The 18,932-nt window shown below is 72.6% G+C and carries 18 protein-coding genes; 11 read left to right on the top strand and 7 right to left on the bottom strand.

Going from position 1 to position 18,932, the window contains the following annotated elements:
• Window positions 1–4: 4 nt before the first annotated feature.
• A complete protein-coding gene (locus tag ACYVDO_RS06815) occupies window positions 5–661 on the bottom strand; it encodes a response regulator transcription factor (protein WP_460934060.1) in 657 nt (218 codons plus the stop codon).
• A gap of 105 nt (window positions 662–766) precedes the next feature.
• Here ACYVDO_RS06815 and ACYVDO_RS06810 point away from each other — a divergent pair, with 105 nt between their 5' ends.
• From ACYVDO_RS06810 to ACYVDO_RS06790, 5 genes are all read left to right on the top strand, one after another.
• Window positions 767–1,975 carry a LolA family protein gene (locus ACYVDO_RS06810; RefSeq protein ID WP_460934058.1) on the top strand — a complete coding sequence of 403 codons (1,209 nt, stop codon included), beginning with the start codon at window positions 767–769 and terminating at the stop codon, window positions 1,973–1,975.
• 5 nt (window positions 1,976–1,980) lie between these two features.
• Window positions 1,981–2,976 carry an ABC transporter ATP-binding protein gene (locus ACYVDO_RS06805; RefSeq protein ID WP_460934283.1) on the top strand — a complete coding sequence of 332 codons (996 nt, stop codon included), beginning with the start codon at window positions 1,981–1,983 and terminating at the stop codon, window positions 2,974–2,976.
• The gene (locus tag ACYVDO_RS06800) at window positions 2,963–3,853 is read left to right on the top strand and encodes an ABC transporter permease (protein ID WP_460934056.1); all 891 of its coding nucleotides are present in this window, start codon (window positions 2,963–2,965) and stop codon (window positions 3,851–3,853) included. Before ACYVDO_RS06805 ends, ACYVDO_RS06800 begins: the two co-directional genes overlap by 14 nt.
• A 152-nt stretch (window positions 3,854–4,005) precedes the next feature.
• Window positions 4,006–4,833: an SDR family oxidoreductase gene (locus ACYVDO_RS06795; RefSeq protein ID WP_460934054.1), complete on the top strand. Its 828-nt coding sequence runs from the start codon at window positions 4,006–4,008 to the stop codon at window positions 4,831–4,833.
• A 43-nt stretch (window positions 4,834–4,876) separates the two neighbouring features.
• Window positions 4,877–6,496 (top strand): AMP-binding protein, encoded by a 1,620-nt coding sequence (locus ACYVDO_RS06790; protein WP_460934052.1) that lies wholly within the window; start codon window positions 4,877–4,879, stop codon window positions 6,494–6,496.
• 144 nt (window positions 6,497–6,640) lie between these two features.
• Here the strand turns inward: ACYVDO_RS06790 and ACYVDO_RS06785 are convergent, their stop codons facing one another.
• Window positions 6,641–8,842 (bottom strand): MMPL family transporter, encoded by a 2,202-nt coding sequence (locus ACYVDO_RS06785; protein WP_460934050.1) that lies wholly within the window; start codon window positions 8,840–8,842, stop codon window positions 6,641–6,643.
• A gap of 23 nt (window positions 8,843–8,865) precedes the next feature.
• On the opposite strand from ACYVDO_RS06785, the gene ACYVDO_RS06780 reads away from it, so the two are divergent.
• The 4 genes from ACYVDO_RS06780 to ACYVDO_RS06765 all read left to right on the top strand — a co-directional run bounded on the left by ACYVDO_RS06780 (window position 8,866) and on the right by ACYVDO_RS06765 (window position 11,585).
• Complete coding sequence (locus ACYVDO_RS06780; protein WP_460934048.1) at window positions 8,866–9,363, top strand: MarR family winged helix-turn-helix transcriptional regulator; 498 nt, start codon at window positions 8,866–8,868, stop codon at window positions 9,361–9,363.
• 134 nt (window positions 9,364–9,497) lie between these two features.
• The gene (locus tag ACYVDO_RS06775; protein ID WP_460934046.1) at window positions 9,498–10,109 is read left to right on the top strand and encodes a hypothetical protein; all 612 of its coding nucleotides are present in this window, start codon (window positions 9,498–9,500) and stop codon (window positions 10,107–10,109) included.
• A gap of 136 nt (window positions 10,110–10,245) precedes the next feature.
• Window positions 10,246–11,223, top strand: coding sequence for a pirin family protein (locus ACYVDO_RS06770; protein WP_460934044.1), 978 nt, complete (start codon window positions 10,246–10,248; stop codon window positions 11,221–11,223).
• A 164-nt stretch (window positions 11,224–11,387) separates the two neighbouring features.
• Window positions 11,388–11,585, top strand: a complete 198-nt coding sequence (locus tag ACYVDO_RS06765) for a hypothetical protein (protein WP_460934042.1) — start codon at window positions 11,388–11,390, stop codon at window positions 11,583–11,585.
• A gap of 133 nt (window positions 11,586–11,718) precedes the next feature.
• Here the strand turns inward: ACYVDO_RS06765 and ACYVDO_RS06760 are convergent, their stop codons facing one another.
• Window positions 11,719–11,955: a hypothetical protein gene (locus ACYVDO_RS06760; RefSeq protein ID WP_460934040.1), complete on the bottom strand. Its 237-nt coding sequence runs from the start codon at window positions 11,953–11,955 to the stop codon at window positions 11,719–11,721.
• Between the two features lie 85 nt (window positions 11,956–12,040).
• The gene (locus tag ACYVDO_RS06755; RefSeq protein WP_460934038.1) at window positions 12,041–12,877 is read right to left on the bottom strand and encodes a sigma-70 family RNA polymerase sigma factor; all 837 of its coding nucleotides are present in this window, start codon (window positions 12,875–12,877) and stop codon (window positions 12,041–12,043) included.
• 194 nt (window positions 12,878–13,071) lie between these two features.
• Here ACYVDO_RS06755 and ACYVDO_RS06750 point away from each other — a divergent pair, with 194 nt between their 5' ends.
• A complete protein-coding gene (locus tag ACYVDO_RS06750) occupies window positions 13,072–14,604 on the top strand; it encodes a Re/Si-specific NAD(P)(+) transhydrogenase subunit alpha (protein ID WP_460934036.1) in 1,533 nt (510 codons plus the stop codon).
• A gap of 86 nt (window positions 14,605–14,690) precedes the next feature.
• The gene (pntB, locus tag ACYVDO_RS06745) at window positions 14,691–16,076 is read left to right on the top strand and encodes a Re/Si-specific NAD(P)(+) transhydrogenase subunit beta (protein WP_460934034.1); all 1,386 of its coding nucleotides are present in this window, start codon (window positions 14,691–14,693) and stop codon (window positions 16,074–16,076) included.
• On the opposite strand, the gene ACYVDO_RS06740 is transcribed toward pntB, so the two are convergent.
• The 3 genes from ACYVDO_RS06740 to ACYVDO_RS06730 form a co-directional block, all read right to left on the bottom strand.
• The gene (locus ACYVDO_RS06740) at window positions 16,073–16,477 is read right to left on the bottom strand and encodes a VOC family protein (RefSeq protein ID WP_460934032.1); all 405 of its coding nucleotides are present in this window, start codon (window positions 16,475–16,477) and stop codon (window positions 16,073–16,075) included. The two genes, pntB and ACYVDO_RS06740, sit on opposite strands and share 4 nt — an antisense overlap.
• A gap of 2 nt (window positions 16,478–16,479) precedes the next feature.
• The gene (locus ACYVDO_RS06735) at window positions 16,480–17,988 is read right to left on the bottom strand and encodes an amino acid permease (protein ID WP_460934030.1); all 1,509 of its coding nucleotides are present in this window, start codon (window positions 17,986–17,988) and stop codon (window positions 16,480–16,482) included.
• 63 nt (window positions 17,989–18,051) lie between these two features.
• Entirely contained in the window at window positions 18,052–18,927 is an 876-nt protein-coding gene (locus ACYVDO_RS06730) for a PH domain-containing protein (RefSeq protein ID WP_460934028.1), read from the bottom strand.
• Window positions 18,928–18,932 lie beyond the last annotated feature (5 nt).

Raw genomic sequence — 18,932 nt, 5'->3', positions numbered from 1 at the left:
GCCCTCACGCCCGCAGGCGGTAGCCGCTGCCCCGCACGGTCTCGATCCGCTCGCGGCCCAGCTTGCGCCGCAGGTAGCCGACATAGACCTCCACCACGTTGAGGTCGCCGCGCTCGCCCGCCCCCCAGACGTCGTCGAGCAGCGACTCCTTGGACACCACGCTCGGGTGCGCACGGAGCAGGTGCTCGAGCACGAGGAACTCCCGCCGCGACAGCTCGACGGGAGCGCCGTCGAGCTCGACCCGGCGCGAGGACGGGTCGAGGGTGATCCCGGCGGCATCGAGCACGGGAGGCCGGGGGGCCGGGCCCCGGCGCAGGAGGGCGCGCAGCCGCGCGACGAGCACGACGAACGAGAACGGCTTGGTGAGGTAGTCGTCCGCCCCGTAGTCGAGCCCGTCGGCCTGGTCGTACTCGCCGTCCTTGGCCGACAGCAGCAGCACGGGCACGCCGTTGCCCTCCTCACGCAGGGTCCGCACCACGGTGTACCCCGACAGCCCCGGCAGCATCACGTCGAGGACCACGGCGTCGTAGCCGCCGAACCGCGCCGACTCCAGCCCCGACGGCCCGTCGGCGGCGAGGTCCACGACGAAGCCCTCGGCGCCGAGACCCTTGGCCAGGGCCGCAGCCATCCGTCGCTCGTCCTCGACCACCAGTACCCGCACGGCGCCCACTCTCGCACGGCCCGGCCCGCGGCAGGCCCGCTCCCGGTGACCGCGTGGCCGCCGGCTCTCAGAGTCCTCTCAGGTGGAGGGGCGCACGCTGTCCCCATGAGCGTCTTCTCGACCCATCCCGCCACCCGCTGGCTCGCCCCCGGCGCGGCCGTCGTCCTCGTCGGTGGTGTCGCCCTCGCGGCGAACCACCGGGCCAGCGCCGACCCCAGCCTGCCGGCCCGGTCGGCGGCCCAGCTGCTCGTCGACGTCCAGCAGGCCCGGCTGGCCGGCCTGTCGGGCACGGTCGTGCAGACCTCGAACCTCGGCCTGCCGGCGATCGCCGGGCTCGGCGGTGCGGGCGGTGCCGAGGGCGGCTCGGGCGGGTCCGCCGCCCTCTCCTCGACCATCGCCGGGACCCACACCTGGCGGGTGTGGCTGGCGGGACAGGACAAGCAGCGCCTGGCCCTGGTCGGCAGCCTCGGCGAGTCCGACGTCATCCGCGACGGTCGCAACGTGTGGGTGTGGTCGAGCAAGGACAAGACCGCCACCCACACGGTCCTGCCCGCGGAGTCGGCGACGGGCGACCACTCCCGCAGCGGTGGGTCGGCGCCGGGTGCGTCCGGGCCCACCCCGTCGGCGACCGACCTGCCGAAGACGCCGCAGGAGGCCGCCCAGCGTGCGCTCGCGGCCGTCGACCCGACCACCGCGGTGACGACGAGCGGCACCTCCTCGGTGGCGGGCCGCTCGGCGTACGACCTCGTCCTCAAGCCCCGCGACGCGCAGAGCCTGGTCGCCTCGGTCCGCATCTCGATCGACGCCGCCGAGCACGTTCCGCTGCGCGTCCAGGTCTATTCGACCAAGGTCGCCAACCCGGCCTTCGAGGTGGGCTTCACGAGTGTCGACTTCGCCACGCCCGCTGCGTCGCAGTTCGCGTTCAACCCGCCGCCCGGCACCAAGGTCACCGAGCAGGCGCTCCCGGCGAAGGCCGACCTCGTCAAGGGCACGGCGGCCGACCGCGCCAGGGCTGCCGCCGTGCGCCCGACCGTCGTCGGGAAGGGCTGGACGACCGTGCTCGTCGGGAAGCTTCCCGAGTCGACGCCACCCGCTGCCGGTGCGACGGGTGACAAGACCGGGAGCAGGTCCGGTGCGGACAGCCAGGCCCAGCTCCAGCGCCTGCTCGCCCTGCTGCCCAAGGTCTCCGGTTCGTGGGGCTCGGGGCACCTGCTCGCCGGGACCCTCTTCTCCGCGGTCGTGACCAGCGACGGCCGGTATGCCGTGGGCGCGGTCTCGCCGGACCGCCTGTACGCGGCGCTGGCGGCGAAGTGACCCAGCTGGCGGACCCCACGCAGCGGGCGCCCCGGGGGGAGCCCGTTGCGTGGGGTCGGGGGGACGCCGAACCCGACCTGGCGGTGCGCACCGACGGGCTCACCAAGCGGTTCGGCCACCAGGTGGCTGTGGACTCCCTCGACCTGCGGGTCCCGCGAGGCGCCGTCTACGGCTTCCTCGGCCCCAACGGGTCGGGCAAGACCACGACCATCCGGATGCTGCTCGGACTCGTCGAGCCGACCGCGGGCAGCCGCGCGCTCCTCGGCCTGCCGATGCCCGAGGGTGCCACCGAGGCGCTGCACCGGGTCGGCTCGCTCGTCGAGGGGCCGGCGTTCCACCCCTACCTCTCCGGCCGGGCGAACCTCGTCCGGCTCGACGCCGCCGACCTGCTCGCCGACCCACGGACCAGCGCCGAGCGGATCGACCACGCGCTCGACCGGGTCGGCCTTCGCGCCGCGGAGGGCAAGCGGTACCGCGCGTACTCCCTCGGCATGCGCCAGCGGCTGGCCATCGCCGCGGCCCTGCTCGCGCCGCGGGACCTGCTCGTCCTGGACGAGCCCACCAACGGACTGGACCCGCAGGGCACGCGCGAGGTCCGCAACCTCATCGGCTCGCTCGCCTCGGACGGCACCACGGTGCTCGTCTCGAGCCACCTGCTCTCGGAGGTCGAGCAGATCTGCACGCACCTCGGCGTCATGCGCGAGGGGCGGGTGGTGGCGCAGGGCACCACGGCGCAGGTCCGCGGTGCGGGGGTGGTGACGGTGCGGGTGGACACCGGCCAGCCCGCCCAGGCGGCCGAGGTGCTCACCCGGCTCGGCGCCACGTCGGTCAGCATCAGCCCGACCGGGGTGCGGGCCGACGCCGGCACGCTGGAGCCCGAGGCCGTGGTGGCCGAGCTCGTGCGGGCCGGCGTGGGGGTGCGCGGGTTCGCCCTCGACCGGCCCAGTCTCGAGGACCTGTTCGTCACGCTCACGGGGGAGGGCTTCGATGTCAGCGGCTGACGTCTCGACCGGCACGCCACGCAGCACGCCACGCACCATGGCCCGGCCGGCTCCGCACCGCCTTCTCTCGACCCGGCTGCTGCGCTCCGAGCTGCGGCTCATCGCCGGCCGGCGGCGCAACCAGGCGGGGTTGGCCGTGCTCGCGGCGGTCCCCGTCGTCATGGCCATCGCCGTGAAGATGTCGGCCCCGCGCGCCGGCGAGGGCCCGGACTTCCTGTCCTCGATCACGAGCAACGGCCTGTTCGTGCCGCTCGCGGCCCTCAGCGTCGAGATGGGCATGTTCCTGCCGCTCGCCATGTCGATGCTCGCCGGCGACGCCATCGCGGGCGAGGCCAACATCGGCACCCTGCGCTACCTGCTCACCGTCCCCGTGGGCCGGACGCGGCTGCTCCTGGTCAAGTACGTCTCGTTGTGCATCGGGGCCTTCTGGGGGATCACGGCCGTCGTCCTGCCCGGGGCAGTCGTCGGCATCGCGATCTTCGGGACCGGTCCGCTGACCACGCTGTCCGGGAGCCAGATCACCTTCGGCCAGGCGCTCTGGCGGCTGCTGCTCGTCATGCTCTACCTGTCCGCGGGGCTGGCCGCGCTCGCGGCCGTCGGGCTGTTCATCTCGACCCTCACCGAGCAGCCGATCGCGGCCGCCATCGCGCTGATGATCTTCACGATCGTCTCGTGGATCCTCGACGCGGTGCCGCAGCTGGCGTGGCTGCACCCCTGGCTCGTCGTCGACCACTGGCTCGCCTTCGGCGACCTGCTGCGCGACCCGATCGGGGGCGGCGGCGAGGTCGGCACGGGTCTCGCGCTGGCGGCCGCGTATGCCGTCGTGTTCTGGACCGCCTCGTGGGCCCGGTTCGCGGGCAAGGACATCACGAGCTGACGCCAGGTGCGAGGAGCCCGGGGCGGGCTCGCGGTGTGCCGGGGGGCCGCCGCGGGCCTGCCCTGTCTGCTCGCCCGCCGTGGAGCGTGGTGACGAGGGACACCCGGCTCGGCCGTTCCGCCACTACCGATCGGTAACTAGGCTCCCCGACCATGACGACCCTCGCTGGCAGGACCATCCTCATGTCCGGCGGCAGCCGCGGCATCGGCCTGGCGATCGCGGTGCGCGCCGCCCGCGACGGCGCCAACGTGGCCCTGGTCGCCAAGACCGACCGGCCCGACCCGCGCCTCGCCGGCACGATCCACACCGCCGCTGACGCGATCCGCGAGGCCGGAGGCCACGCGCTGCCCATCGTCGGTGACATCCGCGACGACGCCACCATCGCCGAGGCGGTCGAGCGCACGGTGGCCGAGTTCGGCGGCATCGACGTCGTCGTCAACAACGCCAGCGTCCTCAACCTCAGCCCGACCGCAGACCTCGACCCCAAGCGGTACGACCTGATGCACGACGTCAACGTCCGCGGCACGTTCATGCTCACCCGCGCGGCGATCCCGCACCTGCTCGCGAGCCCCGACCCCAAGGTCCTCACCCTGAGCCCGCCCGTCGACCTGGACCCGCGCTGGTTCGCCGGGCACCCGGCCTACACGATGGCCAAGTACGGCATGACGATGGCGGCGCTCGGCTTCGCCCACGAGCTGGGGCAGAAGGGGGTCTCCTCCACCTGCCTGTGGCCCGCGACGCTCGTCGCCACCGACGCGATCGGCAACCTGCCCGGCGGCGACCAGATGGTGCGCGTCAGCCGCAAGCCCGACATCGTCGCCGACGCCGCCTACGAGGTGCTCACCACCGAGGGCCAGGCGCTCAACGGGAAGACGCTCGTCGACGAGGACCTGCTGCGCGAGCGCGGCGTCACCGACTTCGCGGCCTACTCCATGACCGGTCGCGACGAGGGCCTGGCGCCGGACCTCTTCCTGTCCTGACACGGGTCTTGTCCGGCCGGGCCGGGCGCGGTGGGATGGGCCCATGACATCGCTGTCGCACGCCGTGGGCGAGACCGAGCCGGCCCTGCTCGAGCAGACCATCCCCGACAACCTCGACGCCACCGTGGCCCGGTTCGCCGACCGCGAGGCGCTCGTCGACGTGGATCAGGGGATCCGCTGGACGTATGCCGAGTTCGCCGGCCAGGTGGACCGGCTCGCGCGGGCGCTGCTCGCCGTGGGTGTGGTGAAGGGCGAGCGGGTCGGCATCTGGTCGCCGAACCGGGCCGAGTGGACGGTCGTGCAGTACGCGACGGCCAAGATCGGCGCGATCCTCGTCAACATCAACCCGGCCTACCGCACGCACGAGCTCGACTACGTGCTCGGCCAGGCCGGGATCACCCGGGTGTTCCTCGCCGACTCGTTCAAGACCAGCGACTACGTCGCGATGCTCGCCGAGGTGCGGGACAACCGTCCCGACGTCAGCGACGCCTGGGTCTTCGGGCAGCAGTCGTGGGAGGACCTGCTCGCGCGGGCCGAGGAGGTGACGGCCGAGCAGGTGGCCGAGGTCCAGCGCGGGCTCGAGCCCGGCGACGCGATCAACATCCAGTACACGTCGGGCACGACCGGGTTCCCCAAGGGCGCCACCCTCAGCCACCGCAACATCCTCAACAACGGCTACTTCGTCGGCGAGCTGTGCCACTACACCGAGGCCGACCGGATCTGCATCCCCGTGCCCTTCTACCACTGCTTCGGCATGGTGATGGGCAACCTCGCGGCCACCACCCACGGGGCGGCCATGGTGATCCCGGCCCCCGGGTTCGACCCGGCGGCGACGCTGAAGGCGACGGCCGACGAGAGGTGCACCAGCCTCTACGGCGTCCCCACGATGTTCATCGCGGAGTGGGCGCTGCCGGACCACGCGGCGTACGACCTGTCCACGGTGCGCACCGGCATCATGGCCGGCTCGCCGTGCCCGGCCTCGATGATGCAGAAGCTCATCGACGCCGGCATCGACGAGATGACCATCTGCTACGGCATGACCGAGACCTCGCCGGTGTCGACCCAGACCCGCACCGACGACTCCTTCGAGCACAAGGTCGGCACGGTCGGTCGGGTCATGCCGCACCTGGAGATCAAGGTGGTCGACCCGGTGACGGGCGAGACGGTCCCGCGCGGCACGCCGGGGGAGTTCTGCACCAAGGGGTACTCGGTGATGCTCGGGTACTGGGAGCAGCAGGACAAGACCGACGAGGTGCTGCAGGACGGCTGGATGCACACCGGCGACATCGCGGTCATGGGCGAGGACGGCTACGTCGAGATCACCGGCCGGATCAAGGACATGGTCATCCGCGGTGGTGAGAACGTCTACCCGCGCGAGATCGAGGAGTTCCTCTACACCCACCCCGACATCCTCGACGCCCAGGTGATCGGGGTGCCGGACGAGAAGTACGGCGAGGAGCTGTGCGCGTGGATCCGGATGCGCGAGGGGGCGCAGCCGCTCGACGCCGAGGCGGTGCGCGACTTCGCCACGGGGAAGCTCGCGCACTACAAGATCCCGCGGTACGTCGTGGTCGTCGACGAGTTCCCGATGACCGTCACCGGCAAGGTGCGCAAGGTCGAGATGCGCGAGAAGACGGTCGCCGACCTCGGCCTGCACGCCTGACCCCGACACGCTCCACCCACGACGGAGCCCGGCACCCCCACCGTGGGGTGCCGGGCTCCCTCGCCTGCGGTCGGGCGCCGGAGGCCGGGCGGACCGACGACCAGTTCGACCGGCGGCCGGCGTGTCGCGCCGGACGCGCCGAGGTCAGGCGCGACGTGGTCGTTGCTGCGCCGGGTGGCTCGGCCACCAGAAGCGCTCGCCGAGGAGGCTGACCAGCGCCGGGACGAGCACGCTGCGCACGACGAGCGTGTCGAGCAGCACGCCGAACCCGACGATGACGCCGATCTGCGCCAGCTGCACCAGCGGCAGCACGCCGAGGACGGCGAACACCGCCGCCAGCAGGATGCCCGCGCTCGTGATGACGCCACCGGTGACCGCGAGCGCCCGGACGATCGCCTCGCGCGCCGGCGCGCCCTCCGCTGCCTCCTCCCGGGCCCGCGTGGTGAGGAAGATGTTGTAGTCGACGCCCAGCGCCACGAGGAACAGGAACGCCAGCAGCGGGGTGCTGACCGCCAACGGTGGGTAGTCGAGGAGGTGCTGGAACGCGAACCAGCTCGCGCCCATGCTCGCGAGGTAGGTCGCGACGACGGTCGTCACCAGGACCAGCGCGGCGACCACGGAGCGCAGCAGGAGCAGGAGCACCACGACGACGATCCCCAGGATGAGGGGGAACAGCACCACGCGGTCACGGTCGGCGGTGGTCTTGGCGTCCAGGGCCTCCGCGTCGCTGCCGCCGACGAGGGCATCGGCGCCCGGGACGGCGTGCACCGCGTCGCGCAGCGCGCGGACCTCGTCGAACGCCTTGGTCGTCCCGGGGGAGGCGTCGAGGACGGCGCTCAGCTCGACGAGCCGGTCGTCGCCTCCTGTCTTCCGGACCTCCTGCACGCCCTGGACGCCCTTGGCGGCGTCGGTGACCGCCGCGGCAGCCGAGGCCTTCGCGATGATGGTCGCGGGCTCGCTCGTGCCGGCCGGGAACGCGGCCGCGAGCTGTTCCTGGCCTACGACGGCCTCCGGCTTGGTGAGGAACTGCTCGTTCGGGGACTGCCCCACCGACAGGCTGAGGCCGCCGAGGGCGAGGACGACGAGCACGGCCACCGAGGAGACGGCCACGACCACGGGCCGCCCGGTCACGGCATCCCCGAGTCGGCGCCACACGCCGGCGTGGCTGGGGTCGAGGGTGCCCACGCGGGGGACGAACGGCCAGAACAGCCGGCGCCCGAACAGGACCATCGCGGCGGGCAGGACGAGCAGGGCGTACAGGAGGGCGACGACGATGCCGAGGGCGCCGGCGTAGCCCAGCGACTGCGCGAAGGGGTCGTCGGCCAGGCCGAGGCAGAGCAGCGCCAGGGTGACGGTGCCGCCACTGGCCAGGATGGCGGGCGCGGCGGAGCGCAGCGCGGCGCGCATGGCCTCGTGGCGGTCCTCGGTCCGGCGCAGCTCCTCTCGGTAGCGGGCGATCAGGAGCAGGGCGTAGTTCGTCCCGGCACCGAAGACCAGCACCGACGTGATGCCGGTGACCGCCCCGTCGGCGCGGACGTCGCTGATGCGCGACAGGATCGTGAGGGCCTTGCTCGCGACCTGGTCGCCGGTGCCGACGACCGTCAGCGGCACGAGCCACAGCCACGGGCTGCGGTAGGTGATGAGGAGCAGGACGGCCACCACGCCCGCGGTGGCGCCGAGCAGGCGGATGTCGGCGCCGTCGAAGACCGCGCCGATGTCGGCGCCGAACGCCGGTCCGCCCGTGACGGTCGCGGTGAGGCCCTGCGGCAGGCCCTCGCGGACGGCGGCACGCAGGGCCGCCACCGCGTCGGAGTTCTGCCCGTCCGGCAGGTCGGCCTTGAGCGGCACGATGACGAGCGCGGTGCCCTTGTCGTCCGACAGCTGGGGCGGGATGGCGCCTCCAGGGGCGCCGCCTCCGCCGGCCGTGCCGGTCCCGCCCGTCCCGCCGGGCGCGCCGGGCGCGCCGGTGGCGCCCGCAGCGGGCGCCCACTGCTTCACCGCAGCGAGGCCCCGGTCACGCGAGGCCTCCACGGCCTTGACGTCGACCGGGCCGGAGGCCGCCTTGTAGACGACGATCGCCGGGGCGACGCCGCTGGAGGGCAGCTGCTCGCGCAGCGCGCTGACCTGGGCCGACTCGGCGCTGTCGGGGAGCGACGCCGCGGTCGTCGAGACGGCCTTCGGCTCGCCGGCGAAGGCGAAGGCGGCAGCCGAAACGAGCACCGCGAGCACCACGACGACCCACTTGGCCCGGGGTCCCACCAGGCGGCCGAGCGCGCGCCCGACGGGGGAGAAGAACCCGTGCGGGTCCCGAGCCGGCTGCTTCTCTCCGTGCTGGAACATTTCCATGCTGGAAATACTAGACTGTCCCCGTGACGCACCGCGAGCCGAACCCCTCCGCCGCCCTGGACGCGGCCATCATCGACCGGCTGCGCGAGTTCACCACCGCCATGGACCACTACATCGACGCCCATGGCGGTCGGCACGGGCTGCACCGCACCGACCTCAATGCCCTGGCCCACGTCATGGACGCCAGCCGCCGCGGCGAGGACCTCGGGCCGGGGGAGCTGGCCGCCGCGCTCAACCTCAGCGCCCCGGCGACGTCGGCGCTGCTCACGAGGCTCGAGGGGGTCGGCCACGTGCAGCGCAGGCACAGCGAGACCGACCGCCGACGGGTCTCGATCGAGATGACGGACGCCGCCATGCACGTGGGTCGCGAGGTCTTCGCCCCCATCGGTGGCGCCATCCGTGAGGTCATCGCCGGGTTCACGCCGCACGAGCGCGCGGTGGTCCTGCGGTTCCTCACCGAGGTCGTGGACCGGACCACCGCCGCCGCCGAGGTCGGCCCCCAGGCGCCGGACGGGCGCTGAGGACGGCGCCGGTCCTGACGACCGAACGGCCGCTGACCTGCGGCGATGCCGGGCACTCGGCGTGCCAGTGGGCCGGGTCGGGGCTACGTTCGAGGTGCGGCCGGCACCCCGGCCGCAGGGACCAGGAGGTCGGGATGGACACCAGCACCATCATCTGGATCATCGTCGCGGTCATCGTCGTGGCGGTGGTCGTCGCACTCGTCGCCCGGCGCTCGTCGGCCCGTCGGGTCGAGGCGCAGCGGGCCGAGGCGGACAGCATCCGCACCCAGGCGCAGGAGCACGACCGCGAGCTGCGGGCCCGCGAGGCCCGCGCGGAGGAGACCGAGGCGCAGGCCCGCGCCGCCCGGGCCGAGGCCGACCGCAAGGCCGCCGAGGCCAAGCGGCTCGAGGCCGAGGCGGAGCGACACGGCGAGGGTGCGCAGGAGGTCCGCGAGGTGCGCGACGAGCACCTGCGCCGGGCCGACGAGACCGACCCCGACGTCGAGCCGGACGTCGACCGGGACGTCCAGCCAGGGCGCGACGCCGCGCGCCCGGCGGAGGGCACCGAGCGGGTGGACGACGGCACGACCCTGCACCGCGACACGCTGCAGCAGGACGCCGCCGACGTCGACCGCCGCCCGCTGGGCGAGCGGCACGAGGTCGACGCCGCCGACGTCGACCGCCACCCCCTGGGCGAGCGGCACGAGGTCGCCGACACCACCACCGACACCACCACGGGCACCGAGGCCGGCCGGACGGGAGCCTGACCCGCCGGGAGCCTGACCCGCCGGGAGCCTGACCCGCCCGCGGCGGCGGGCCGCGGGGTCGGCCGGAGGGAATGTCTTGACGCGGGACGCCGTTGGCGTGGATAGTTGAATTTGAAACTATCCCGATGGAGGGACCATGCCAGCCGTCACCGTCTCCGACCTCACCGTGCTGCCCCGCGTCCCGTCGCCCTCGCCGGCGGCGGTCCAGCGTCCGGTGCGCTCGATCACCAGCGCGCCCGGCGGGCTCGAGGGTGAGGGCTTCCCCGTGAAGCGCGCCTTCGCGGGCGTCGACCTGCGCGACCTCGACCCGTTCATCCACATGGACGAGATGGGCGAGGTCGAGTACGCCCCGGGTGAGCCCAAGGGCACGCCGTGGCACCCCCACCGCGGCTTCGAGACCGTCACCTACATCATCGACGGGATCTTCGACCACCAGGACTCCTTCGGTGGCGGCGGGACCATCACCGACGGTGACACCCAGTGGATGACCGCCGGGTCGGGCATCCTGCACATCGAGGCCCCGCCGGAGCACCTCGTCGTGAGCGGCGGCCTGTTCCACGGGTTCCAGCTCTGGGTGAACCTGCCCCGCGCCGACAAGCTCAAGCCCCCGGCATACCAGGACCTGCGCTCCTCCGAGGTCGGGCTGCTCACCTCCGCCGACGGCGGCACGCTCCTGCGGGTCATCGCCGGCGAGGTCGCCGGAGTCACGGGTCCCGGCTCGACGCACACGCCGATGGCGATGGTGCACGCGACGGTCGCTCCCGGCGGCGAGGCCGTGCTCCCGTGGCGCAGCGACTTCAACGCCCTCGTCTACGTCATGAGCGGCGACGGCTTCGTCGGCCCGGACCAGTCCCCGATCGGCACCGGCCAGCTCGCGGTGCTCGGGGTGGGCGACACCCTGCGCCTGTCGTCCGCGCGCACCCAGCAGGAGCGGTATGCCGCGGGGCTCGACGTGATCGTCCTCGGTGGCCGCCCGATCCGCGAGCCCGTCGCCTGGGCCGGCCCGTTCGTGATGAACACCAAGGCCGAGGTGATGAAGGCGTTCGAGGACTACCAGGCCGGACGGCTGGGCCAGCCCGTCCCGCACGGCGACGTGGGCGGCGCCTCCGCCTGAGGCGGGGTCCGAGCCGCATCGGGGGCTGGAGCGTTCGGGGAACCGCGCGCTGCAGCCCCAGATCGCGTGTCCCGTGGCTGTCGCGCCGGTCGTAGGAGCCTGAACTGGCATCCTCCGATCCAATACGATACGGTTCGTATCGTAACGAGAGGAGGCGCGCACAGATGACCCACACCATGACTCGCACCCGCGCGGACCGCCGCGCCCGCGCCGCCCACGAGGCCCGGCGCTACCCCCACGACTACCTGCACACCGACCGCACCTACGAGCAGTCGCAGCGCGACATCGGCGGCAGCCTGTTCCTGGGCGCCGTCACGCTCATCGCCCTGATGACGCTCATCGTCACCGGCCTGCTGTTCTAGCGACCAGGCGGTCCGGCGCACGGCGAAGCCCCCACCCGACAAGCTCGGGTGAGGGCTTCGTCGCGTGGGGGTCTCGGTAGGCGGGGCCTCGGTGCGCGGCGAATCGGGGCCGGCCCCCGCGGGGCCGGCGGCCCTACGACTCCGGCAGCGCGGCGAACGTCGCCTTGGCGTCGCGGTACCAGCCCATCGACCGCTTCGGGTGGCGCCACCGACCCTTCATGTCCTCACGGGCCTGCAGGTGCGTGGTGTCGCCCGCCTTCTCGGCGTCCTTGAGGTGCTGGTCCTGGGCCTTGATCACGTCGTCCGCGGTCTCGCCCCGGTGGGCGAGGTCGCAGGGGCCGCCGAGCTGGCGGCAGGTCATCGTCTTCATCGGTTCTCCTCCGGCCGGGTGGCCTTGGTGTCGGGTGGGTGGTGCCCCTGCCGTGCTGACGTCCGAGCTGCCGCGGGTGTGACCGTCAGTCGCGGGGGACGGCGCCGTCCCGGCGGGACACCCGGGACAGGACGGCCGGCTCGGCGCGGAACGTGATCCGCGTGACGACCCCGCCCTCGAGCGTGAAGTCGAAGAGGACCCTGGCCTCGCCGCGCAGGTACCAGGCGGCAGCCGGGCGGTCGTCGACCAGGACGGGCAGGGCCGACTGCGCCGACCCGTTGAAGAAGCCCGCCACCGCCTCGCGTCCCTCGATCCGCTCCGGGGTCCCCGCGAGGACCGCCGCGTCGTCGGCCGTGACGACGGCGTCCGGTGCGAGCAGCTGTACGAGCCGGGTGAAGTCCCCCTGCCGCGCGGCCGACATGAACGCGTCGACGACCTCCCAGTCGGCGAGCTGGTCCTCGGGCGCGGGCTGGCGGACCTTGGCGCGGGCCCGTGACGCCAGCTTGCGGGCAGCCGCAGGGGTGCTGTCGAGCACCGCGGCGATCGTGGCGAACTCGAAGCCGAAGGTGTCGTGCAGCACGAACGCGACCCGCTCCTGCGGTGTCAGCCGGTCGAGCACGACCTGCAGGGCGACGCCCACCGTGTCGGCGAGCACGACGTCCTCGGCCGGGTCGGGCGCCCGCTCGGCCACCTCCACCTCGGGCACGGGGACGGAGCGGCGGGCCCGCAGCCGGTCCAGGCACAGCCGCGTCGTCACGGTGGTGAGCCAGGCGGGCACGCTGTCGATGTCGTCGGCCGCCGCGTGCAGCCGCAGCCAGGCCTGCTGCACCACGTCCTCGGCCTCGGCCGGGTCGGCGAGCACCCGGGTGGCGAGCCCCACCAGCCGTGGCCGCTCGGCCATGAAGATCTCCGTCCGGTCCACGGTGCCGACCCTTCCACGAAACGACGCTGTCGACCCACTGACGCAGCACGTCCCGCGGATGTGACGACGGCCGTGCCACTCCCTTCCGGTCCAGCGCGTGGACGCGCGGGGGACCGTGCTCACAAAGCCACCACTCTCGGACACCCAGCCAATAGGTTGAGGTGCGTCACGGCCTTCCAACGACGGGAGCAACAGTGCGGATCGGTGTCCCTGCGGAGTCCAAGCCGGGTGAGTCCCGGGTCGCCGCCACGCCCAAGACGGTCGCGCAGCTGGTCGGCCTCGGGTACGACGTCGTGGTCGAGCGCGGCGCCGGCGCGCGCGCCTCCTTCCCCGACGAGGCGTATGCCGCGGCCGGAGCCACCTGCGTCGACGCGCCGGAGGCGTGGGCCTGCGAGGTGGTGCTCAAGGTCAACGCCCCCGACGACGCCGAGGTCGCGCGGCTGCGGGCGGGCACGCTGCTGGCCTGCCTGCTCTCCCCGGCCCTGCGCCCCGACCTGGTGGAGCGGCTCACCGCTGCGGGGGTCACCGCGCTCGCCATGGACGCCGTCCCGCGCATCTCGCGCGCCCAGTCGCTCGACGTGCTCTCCTCCATGGCCAACATCGGCGGCTATCGCGCGGTCATCGAGGCGGCCCACGAGTTCGGGTCCCTGTTCACCGGCCAGGTCACCGCGGCCGGCAAGGTCCCTCCTGCCACGGTGCTCGTCGTGGGTGCCGGGGTCGCAGGGCTCGCGGCCATCGGCACCGCCAACAGCCTCGGCGCCGTCGTGCGCGCGTTCGACGCCCGGGCCGAGGTCGGCGAGCAGGTCGAGTCGATGGGCGCGCAGTTCCTGCGGATCGACATCGAGGACGAGGGCCCGTCGGCGACGGGGTACGCCAAGGAGATGGGCGAGGACTTCAACCGCAAGGCCGCCGAGCTCTACGCCCAGCAGGTGCGCGAGGTCGACATCGTCATCACGACCGCGCTCATCCCCGGCCGCCCGGCGCCCCGGCTCATCACCGAGGAGATGGTCGCCACGATGAAGCCGGGCTCGGTCGTCGTCGACATGGCAGCAGCCAACGGAGGCAACGTCGCCGGCGCCGTCGCCGACCAGCTCGTCACGACAGCGGGCGGGGTCAAGATCATCGGCTACACCGACCTTCCCGGCCGCCTGCCGACGCAGGCCAGCCAGCTGTTCGGCACCAACCTCGTCAACCTGCTCAAGCTGCTCACGCCGGGCAAGGACGGCCGGGTCGTCCTCGACCTCGACGACGTCGTCCAGCGGGGCATGACCGTGTGCCGCGACGGCGAGACGCTCTGGCCGCCGCCGCCCGTCCAGGTGAGCGCCGCGCCCGCGGCACCTTCCGCGAAAGCGCCCGAGCCTGCCGCGCCCAAGCCGCCACCGGACCCCAGGCGCCGGTATGCCGTGATGGCCCTGGCCGCGGTCCTGTTCGGCCTCGTCGCCGCGAACTCCCCGTCGGTCTTCCTCGGTCACTTCACCGTCTTCGCGCTCGCGGTCATCGTCGGGTTCTACGTCATCTCCAACGTCGCCCACGCCCTGCACACGCCGCTGATGTCGGAGACCAACGCGATCAGCGGCATCATCCTCGTCGGCGCGATCCTGCAGGTCGGCAGCGGCGACCCGGTCGTACGCGCCATCGCCCTGGGCGGCATCGTCATCGCGAGCATCAACATCTTCGGTGGCTTCGCGGTGACCGGCCGCATGCTCCAGATGTTCCGGAAGGACTGACGGACCATGACCAGCATCGACCGGCCCCGCTCCTCGTCCCTCCGGGCCTCGCTCCTTCGTCGCTCGTGTCCTCGGGAGGTCGTCGCGTGACCAGCAACGTCGTGCAGGCGGCATACATCGTCTCGGCCGTCCTCTTCGTCCTCTCCCTCGCCGGCCTCTCGAAGCACGAGAAGGCCAAGGAGGGCAACGCCTTCGGTGTGACCGGCATGGTCATCGCGCTCGTGGCCACGCTCTGGCTGTCGGCGTCGCGGTCCGAGAACGGCCTCGTCACGATCCTGCTCGTGCTCGTCGCGATGGCGGTCGGTGGCTCGATCGGGCTGTGGCGCGCGCGGGTCGTCGAGATGACGCAGATGCCCGAGCTCGTCGCGATGCTGCACTCGTTCGTCGGCCTCGCCGCGGTGCTCGTCGGGTTCAACTCCTTCGCCGAGGGCGGGGAGGCGGGCACGGGCCGGACCATCCACCTCGTCGAGGTCTTCCTCGGGGTCTTCATCGGCGCCGTGACCTTCACCGGGTCGATCGTGGCGTTCCTCAAGCTGTCGGCGCGGATCAAGTCCTCGCCGCTCATGCTGCCGGCGCGGCACTGGCTCAACCTCGCTGCGCTGCTCGTGTCGGCCGGCCTGCTCGTGTGGTTCGTCGCGTCCGGGTCGATCGTGCCGCTGCTGCTCATGACCGTCGTGGCGCTCGCGTTCGGCTGGCACCTCGTGGCCTCGATCGGCGGCGGCGACATGCCGGTCGTGGTGTCGATGCTCAACAGCTACTCGGGCTGGGCGGCCGCCGCGGCGGGCTTCATGCTCGGCAACGACCTGCTCATCGTCACCGGCGCCCTCGTCGGCTCCTCCGGTGCGATCCTGTCCTACATCATGTGCCGGGCGATGAACCGCTCGTTCCTCTCAGTCATCGCGGGCGGGTTCGGCCAGGAGGTCGCGGTCGGGGCCGACACCGACTACGGCGACCACCGCGAGACCACCGCCGAGGACGTCGCCGAGCTGCTGCGCGATGCGTCGTCGGTCGTCATCACCCCCGGCTACGGCATGGCCGTGGCCCAGGCGCAGTACCCCGTCGCTGAGCTCACCAGCCAGCTGCGCAAGAAGGGCGTCAATGTCCGGTTCGGCATCCACCCGGTCGCGGGTCGGCTCCCCGGCCACATGAACGTGCTGCTGGCCGAGGCCAAGGTCCCCTACGACATCGTCCTGGAGATGGACGAGGTCAACGACGACTTCCCCGACACCGACGTCGTCCTCGTCATCGGCGCGAACGACACCGTAAACCCGTCGGCCTCCGAGGAGCCGTCCAGCCCGATCGCCGGCATGCCGGTGCTCGAGGTGTGGAAGGCGCGCAACGTGGTCGTCTTCAAGCGGTCCATGGCGACGGGGTATGCCGGCGTGCAGAACCCGTTGTTCTTCAAGGAGAACAGCGCGATGCTCTTCGGCGACGCCAAGGAGCGCGTCGAGGACATCATCAAGGCGCTCTAGCGCTCTGACCATTCCTCCGGGCCCGGGTGGCCGGGCTCGGCGACCACGCAGAGCTCGTTGCCCTCGGGGTCCGCCATGACCTGCCACCAGACGCCCACGGTGTCGAGCAGGTCCACGACGGGCTCGCCGAGCCGCCGGCCGCCGAGGTCCTCCAGCCTCGACACCAGCCCGGGCAGCCCGAGGTCGAGCGGCGGGTGGACGTCGACGTGCATGCGGTTCTTGCCGTTCCTGCCCTCGGGGACCTGCTGGAGGATGAACACCGGACCCCTGGGCTCGCCCTCGTCGGGGCGCAGGACGACGAAGCCGGGCAGCTCCGAGGCCACGCGGTACCCCATCGCCGCGGACCAGAACGGCGTCAGAGCCTGCGCGTCGAGGCAGTCGAGGACGATCGACAGGTGCATGGTCAGGTGCTCGAGAGGCTCGGGACCTCGCCCTCGCGGGCCCGGCCGGCGAGGCGGCTGTTGCGGTAGCTGTAGGCGAAGTAGACGACGAAGCCCAGGGCCATCCACACGAGGAACCGGATCCACGTCTCCACCGACAGGTTCAGCATGAGGTAGAGCGAGGCCAGGGCGGCGAACCCGGGCAGCCACGGCGACAGGGGCACGCGGAACGCCCGCTGGATGTCCGGACGCCGGTGCCGCAGGATCGGCACGGCGAGCGAGACCAGCGTGAAGGCGGCGAGGGTGCCGATGTTCACCATCTCCTCGAGGTCGACGTGGTTGCCGACGTAGCCGGCGATCACGGCGATGACCACACCGACCAGGACGGTGATGCGGATCGGCGTCCCCGTGCGCGGGTTCGTGCGCCCGAACCCGGACGGCAGCAGCCGGTCGCGGCACATGGCGAACAGCACGCGGGTCGCGCCGATGATCAACGTCATCACGACCGTGGTCAGGCCTGCGACGGCGCCACAGGAGATGACCGTGGCGTAGGCCGACTTCCCGACGTCGCGGAACGCCGTGGCCAGCGCGGCGTCGGGGTCGATCTTGTCGTACTTCACCATCCCCGTGATGACGAAGGCCACGGCCACGTAGAGGACGGTGCAGATCACGAGCGAGGCGAGGATCCCGATGGGCAGGTCGCGCTGGGGGTTCTTGGCCTCCTCGGCGGTCGTCGCGACCACGTCGAAGCCGATGTAGGCGAAGAACACGATCCCGGCGCCGGCGAAGATGCCGCCCAAGCCGTACGTCGTGGGGGTGAACCCGGCGATCGCCTGGATGAGCGGCTGGGTGAGCCCGGACGCGGACTCGCCTGCCTTGGCCGGCGGGACGAACGGGTGGTAGTTCGCCGTCTTGATGTACGCGATCCCCGCCACGATGACGAAGAGCACGATGAACAGCTTGATCGCGACGAGGACGAGGTTGACCCGCATGGACTCCTTGATGCCCCACGCGACCAGCGCCGTGAGGACCGCGACGAGCAGGAAGGCCAGCAGGTTGAACTGGCCCCCGGGGTTGTCCTGCGTGCGGGGGGCGAGCGCGTCGGGCAGGTGCAGGCCGAGGTCGTTCAGCAGCAGGTTGGCGTAGGACGACCAGCCCTGGGAGACCACCCCGGCGCCGAGGGCCAGCTCGAGCAGGAGGTCCCAGCCGATGATCCACGCGACGATCTCGCCGAGCGAGGCGTACGAGAACGTGTAGGCCGACCCGGACACCGGCACGGTCGACGCGAACTCGGCGTAGCAGAGCGCGGCGAGGCCGCAGACGACCGCGGCCACGACGAAGGAGATGGTGATCGCCGGCCCGGCATACGCCTGCGCGGCCTTGCCCGTGAACGTGAAGATGCCCGCGCCGATGATGACCCCGATGCCGAACACCGTCAGGTCCAGCCAGGACAGGCTCTTCTTGAGGGCGAACTCTGGGTCGTCGGTCTCGCGGATGGACTGTTCGACCGACTTGGTCCGCATCACGGACATGGGTTGGACCTCCGGTGGCTCGACGCCCGGGGCGCCCCGTCGCGACCCGGATGGCGAACCACGCTAGCGCTGGTCGTCGTCCCGGGCGCGACGAGGACGCAGTGGGATGGGACCGGTGTCGGCGCTGCGGTCACGGGCCCGCAGGTCGGGAGACCGGTAGAGGGTGTCGCCCTGGTCGCCGGTCGTGGTGCCGGGTTCCCCCGCCGTGGGGTGCGCCGGGCTGTGCCGCGGGGAGTCCCAGCCCGCGTACGGGTCCGGCAGGTCCGCACGAACCGGCACCGGCTCGGTCCACGGCTCGTCGACCCACGGCTCCTGCGCCTGCGGCGCGTCCCACTGCTCGTCCCACGGCTGGCCGGTCGCGCCCCATCGGTCGCGTCCCGCCGGGGTGCCGTCGCGGCCCGGACCGCGGAACATCTCCGCGCAGATCACGCGGTAGTTGTGATCGGGCTGGGGGACCCAGTTCACCTCGTGCAGGGCCTGCTCCTGGCCTGCGGACTCCATGACGAAGCGGCCGTAGCCGAGGAGCCGGCCGGGCACCGACCGCTCGTAGGACATGTCCGTGACCTTCATCAGGGGCATCATCGCCACCTTGCGCGTGATGAACCCGTAGAAGAGCAGGAGGCGCCTGTCGGTGGCGACGAACCAGTCGTGCCGCCACTCGGCCACCCGGTAGGCCATCCGCGCCACGAGGGCGAACCAGAGCCACCAGATGGCGGTGCCGAGCCACCCGACCGATGCAGGGATCCGAGCGTCGACCCACAGCGCGAGCACCGCGCCGACGAGGACGCTGCCGACGGGCTCGGCGACCTTGCCCCAGTGCTGGTGGACCGCGGTGACGAGCCGCTCGCCGTCGAGCAGGTAGCGGTCCAGCTCGGCGTGCCTGCGCTGCTGTGGCAGACCCCCTGGGTCCGACAGGCGGCGCGGCTCGGGCAGGCTCACGGCCG

The sequence above is a fragment of the Phycicoccus ginsengisoli genome (assembly GCF_054779295.1).
This window is presented reverse-complemented; position numbering and strand designations above follow the sequence as displayed.

Coding starts and splice junctions, on each gene's coding strand:
- ACYVDO_RS06795 (WP_460934054.1), top strand. CDS start 4,006: ATGACGACCCTCGCTGGCAGGACCATCCTCATGTCCGGCGGCAGCCGC.
- ACYVDO_RS06800 (WP_460934056.1), top strand. CDS start 2,963: ATGTCAGCGGCTGACGTCTCGACCGGCACGCCACGCAGCACGCCACGC.
- ACYVDO_RS06735 (WP_460934030.1), bottom strand. CDS start 17,988: ATGTCCGTGATGCGGACCAAGTCGGTCGAACAGTCCATCCGCGAGACC.
- ACYVDO_RS06740 (WP_460934032.1), bottom strand. CDS start 16,477: ATGCACCTGTCGATCGTCCTCGACTGCCTCGACGCGCAGGCTCTGACG.
- ACYVDO_RS06765 (WP_460934042.1), top strand. CDS start 11,388: ATGACCCACACCATGACTCGCACCCGCGCGGACCGCCGCGCCCGCGCC.
- ACYVDO_RS06775 (WP_460934046.1), top strand. CDS start 9,498: ATGGACACCAGCACCATCATCTGGATCATCGTCGCGGTCATCGTCGTG.
- ACYVDO_RS06810 (WP_460934058.1), top strand. CDS start 767: ATGAGCGTCTTCTCGACCCATCCCGCCACCCGCTGGCTCGCCCCCGGC.
- ACYVDO_RS06760 (WP_460934040.1), bottom strand. CDS start 11,955: ATGAAGACGATGACCTGCCGCCAGCTCGGCGGCCCCTGCGACCTCGCC.
- ACYVDO_RS06790 (WP_460934052.1), top strand. CDS start 4,877: ATGACATCGCTGTCGCACGCCGTGGGCGAGACCGAGCCGGCCCTGCTC.
- ACYVDO_RS06785 (WP_460934050.1), bottom strand. CDS start 8,842: ATGGAAATGTTCCAGCACGGAGAGAAGCAGCCGGCTCGGGACCCGCAC.
- ACYVDO_RS06770 (WP_460934044.1), top strand. CDS start 10,246: ATGCCAGCCGTCACCGTCTCCGACCTCACCGTGCTGCCCCGCGTCCCG.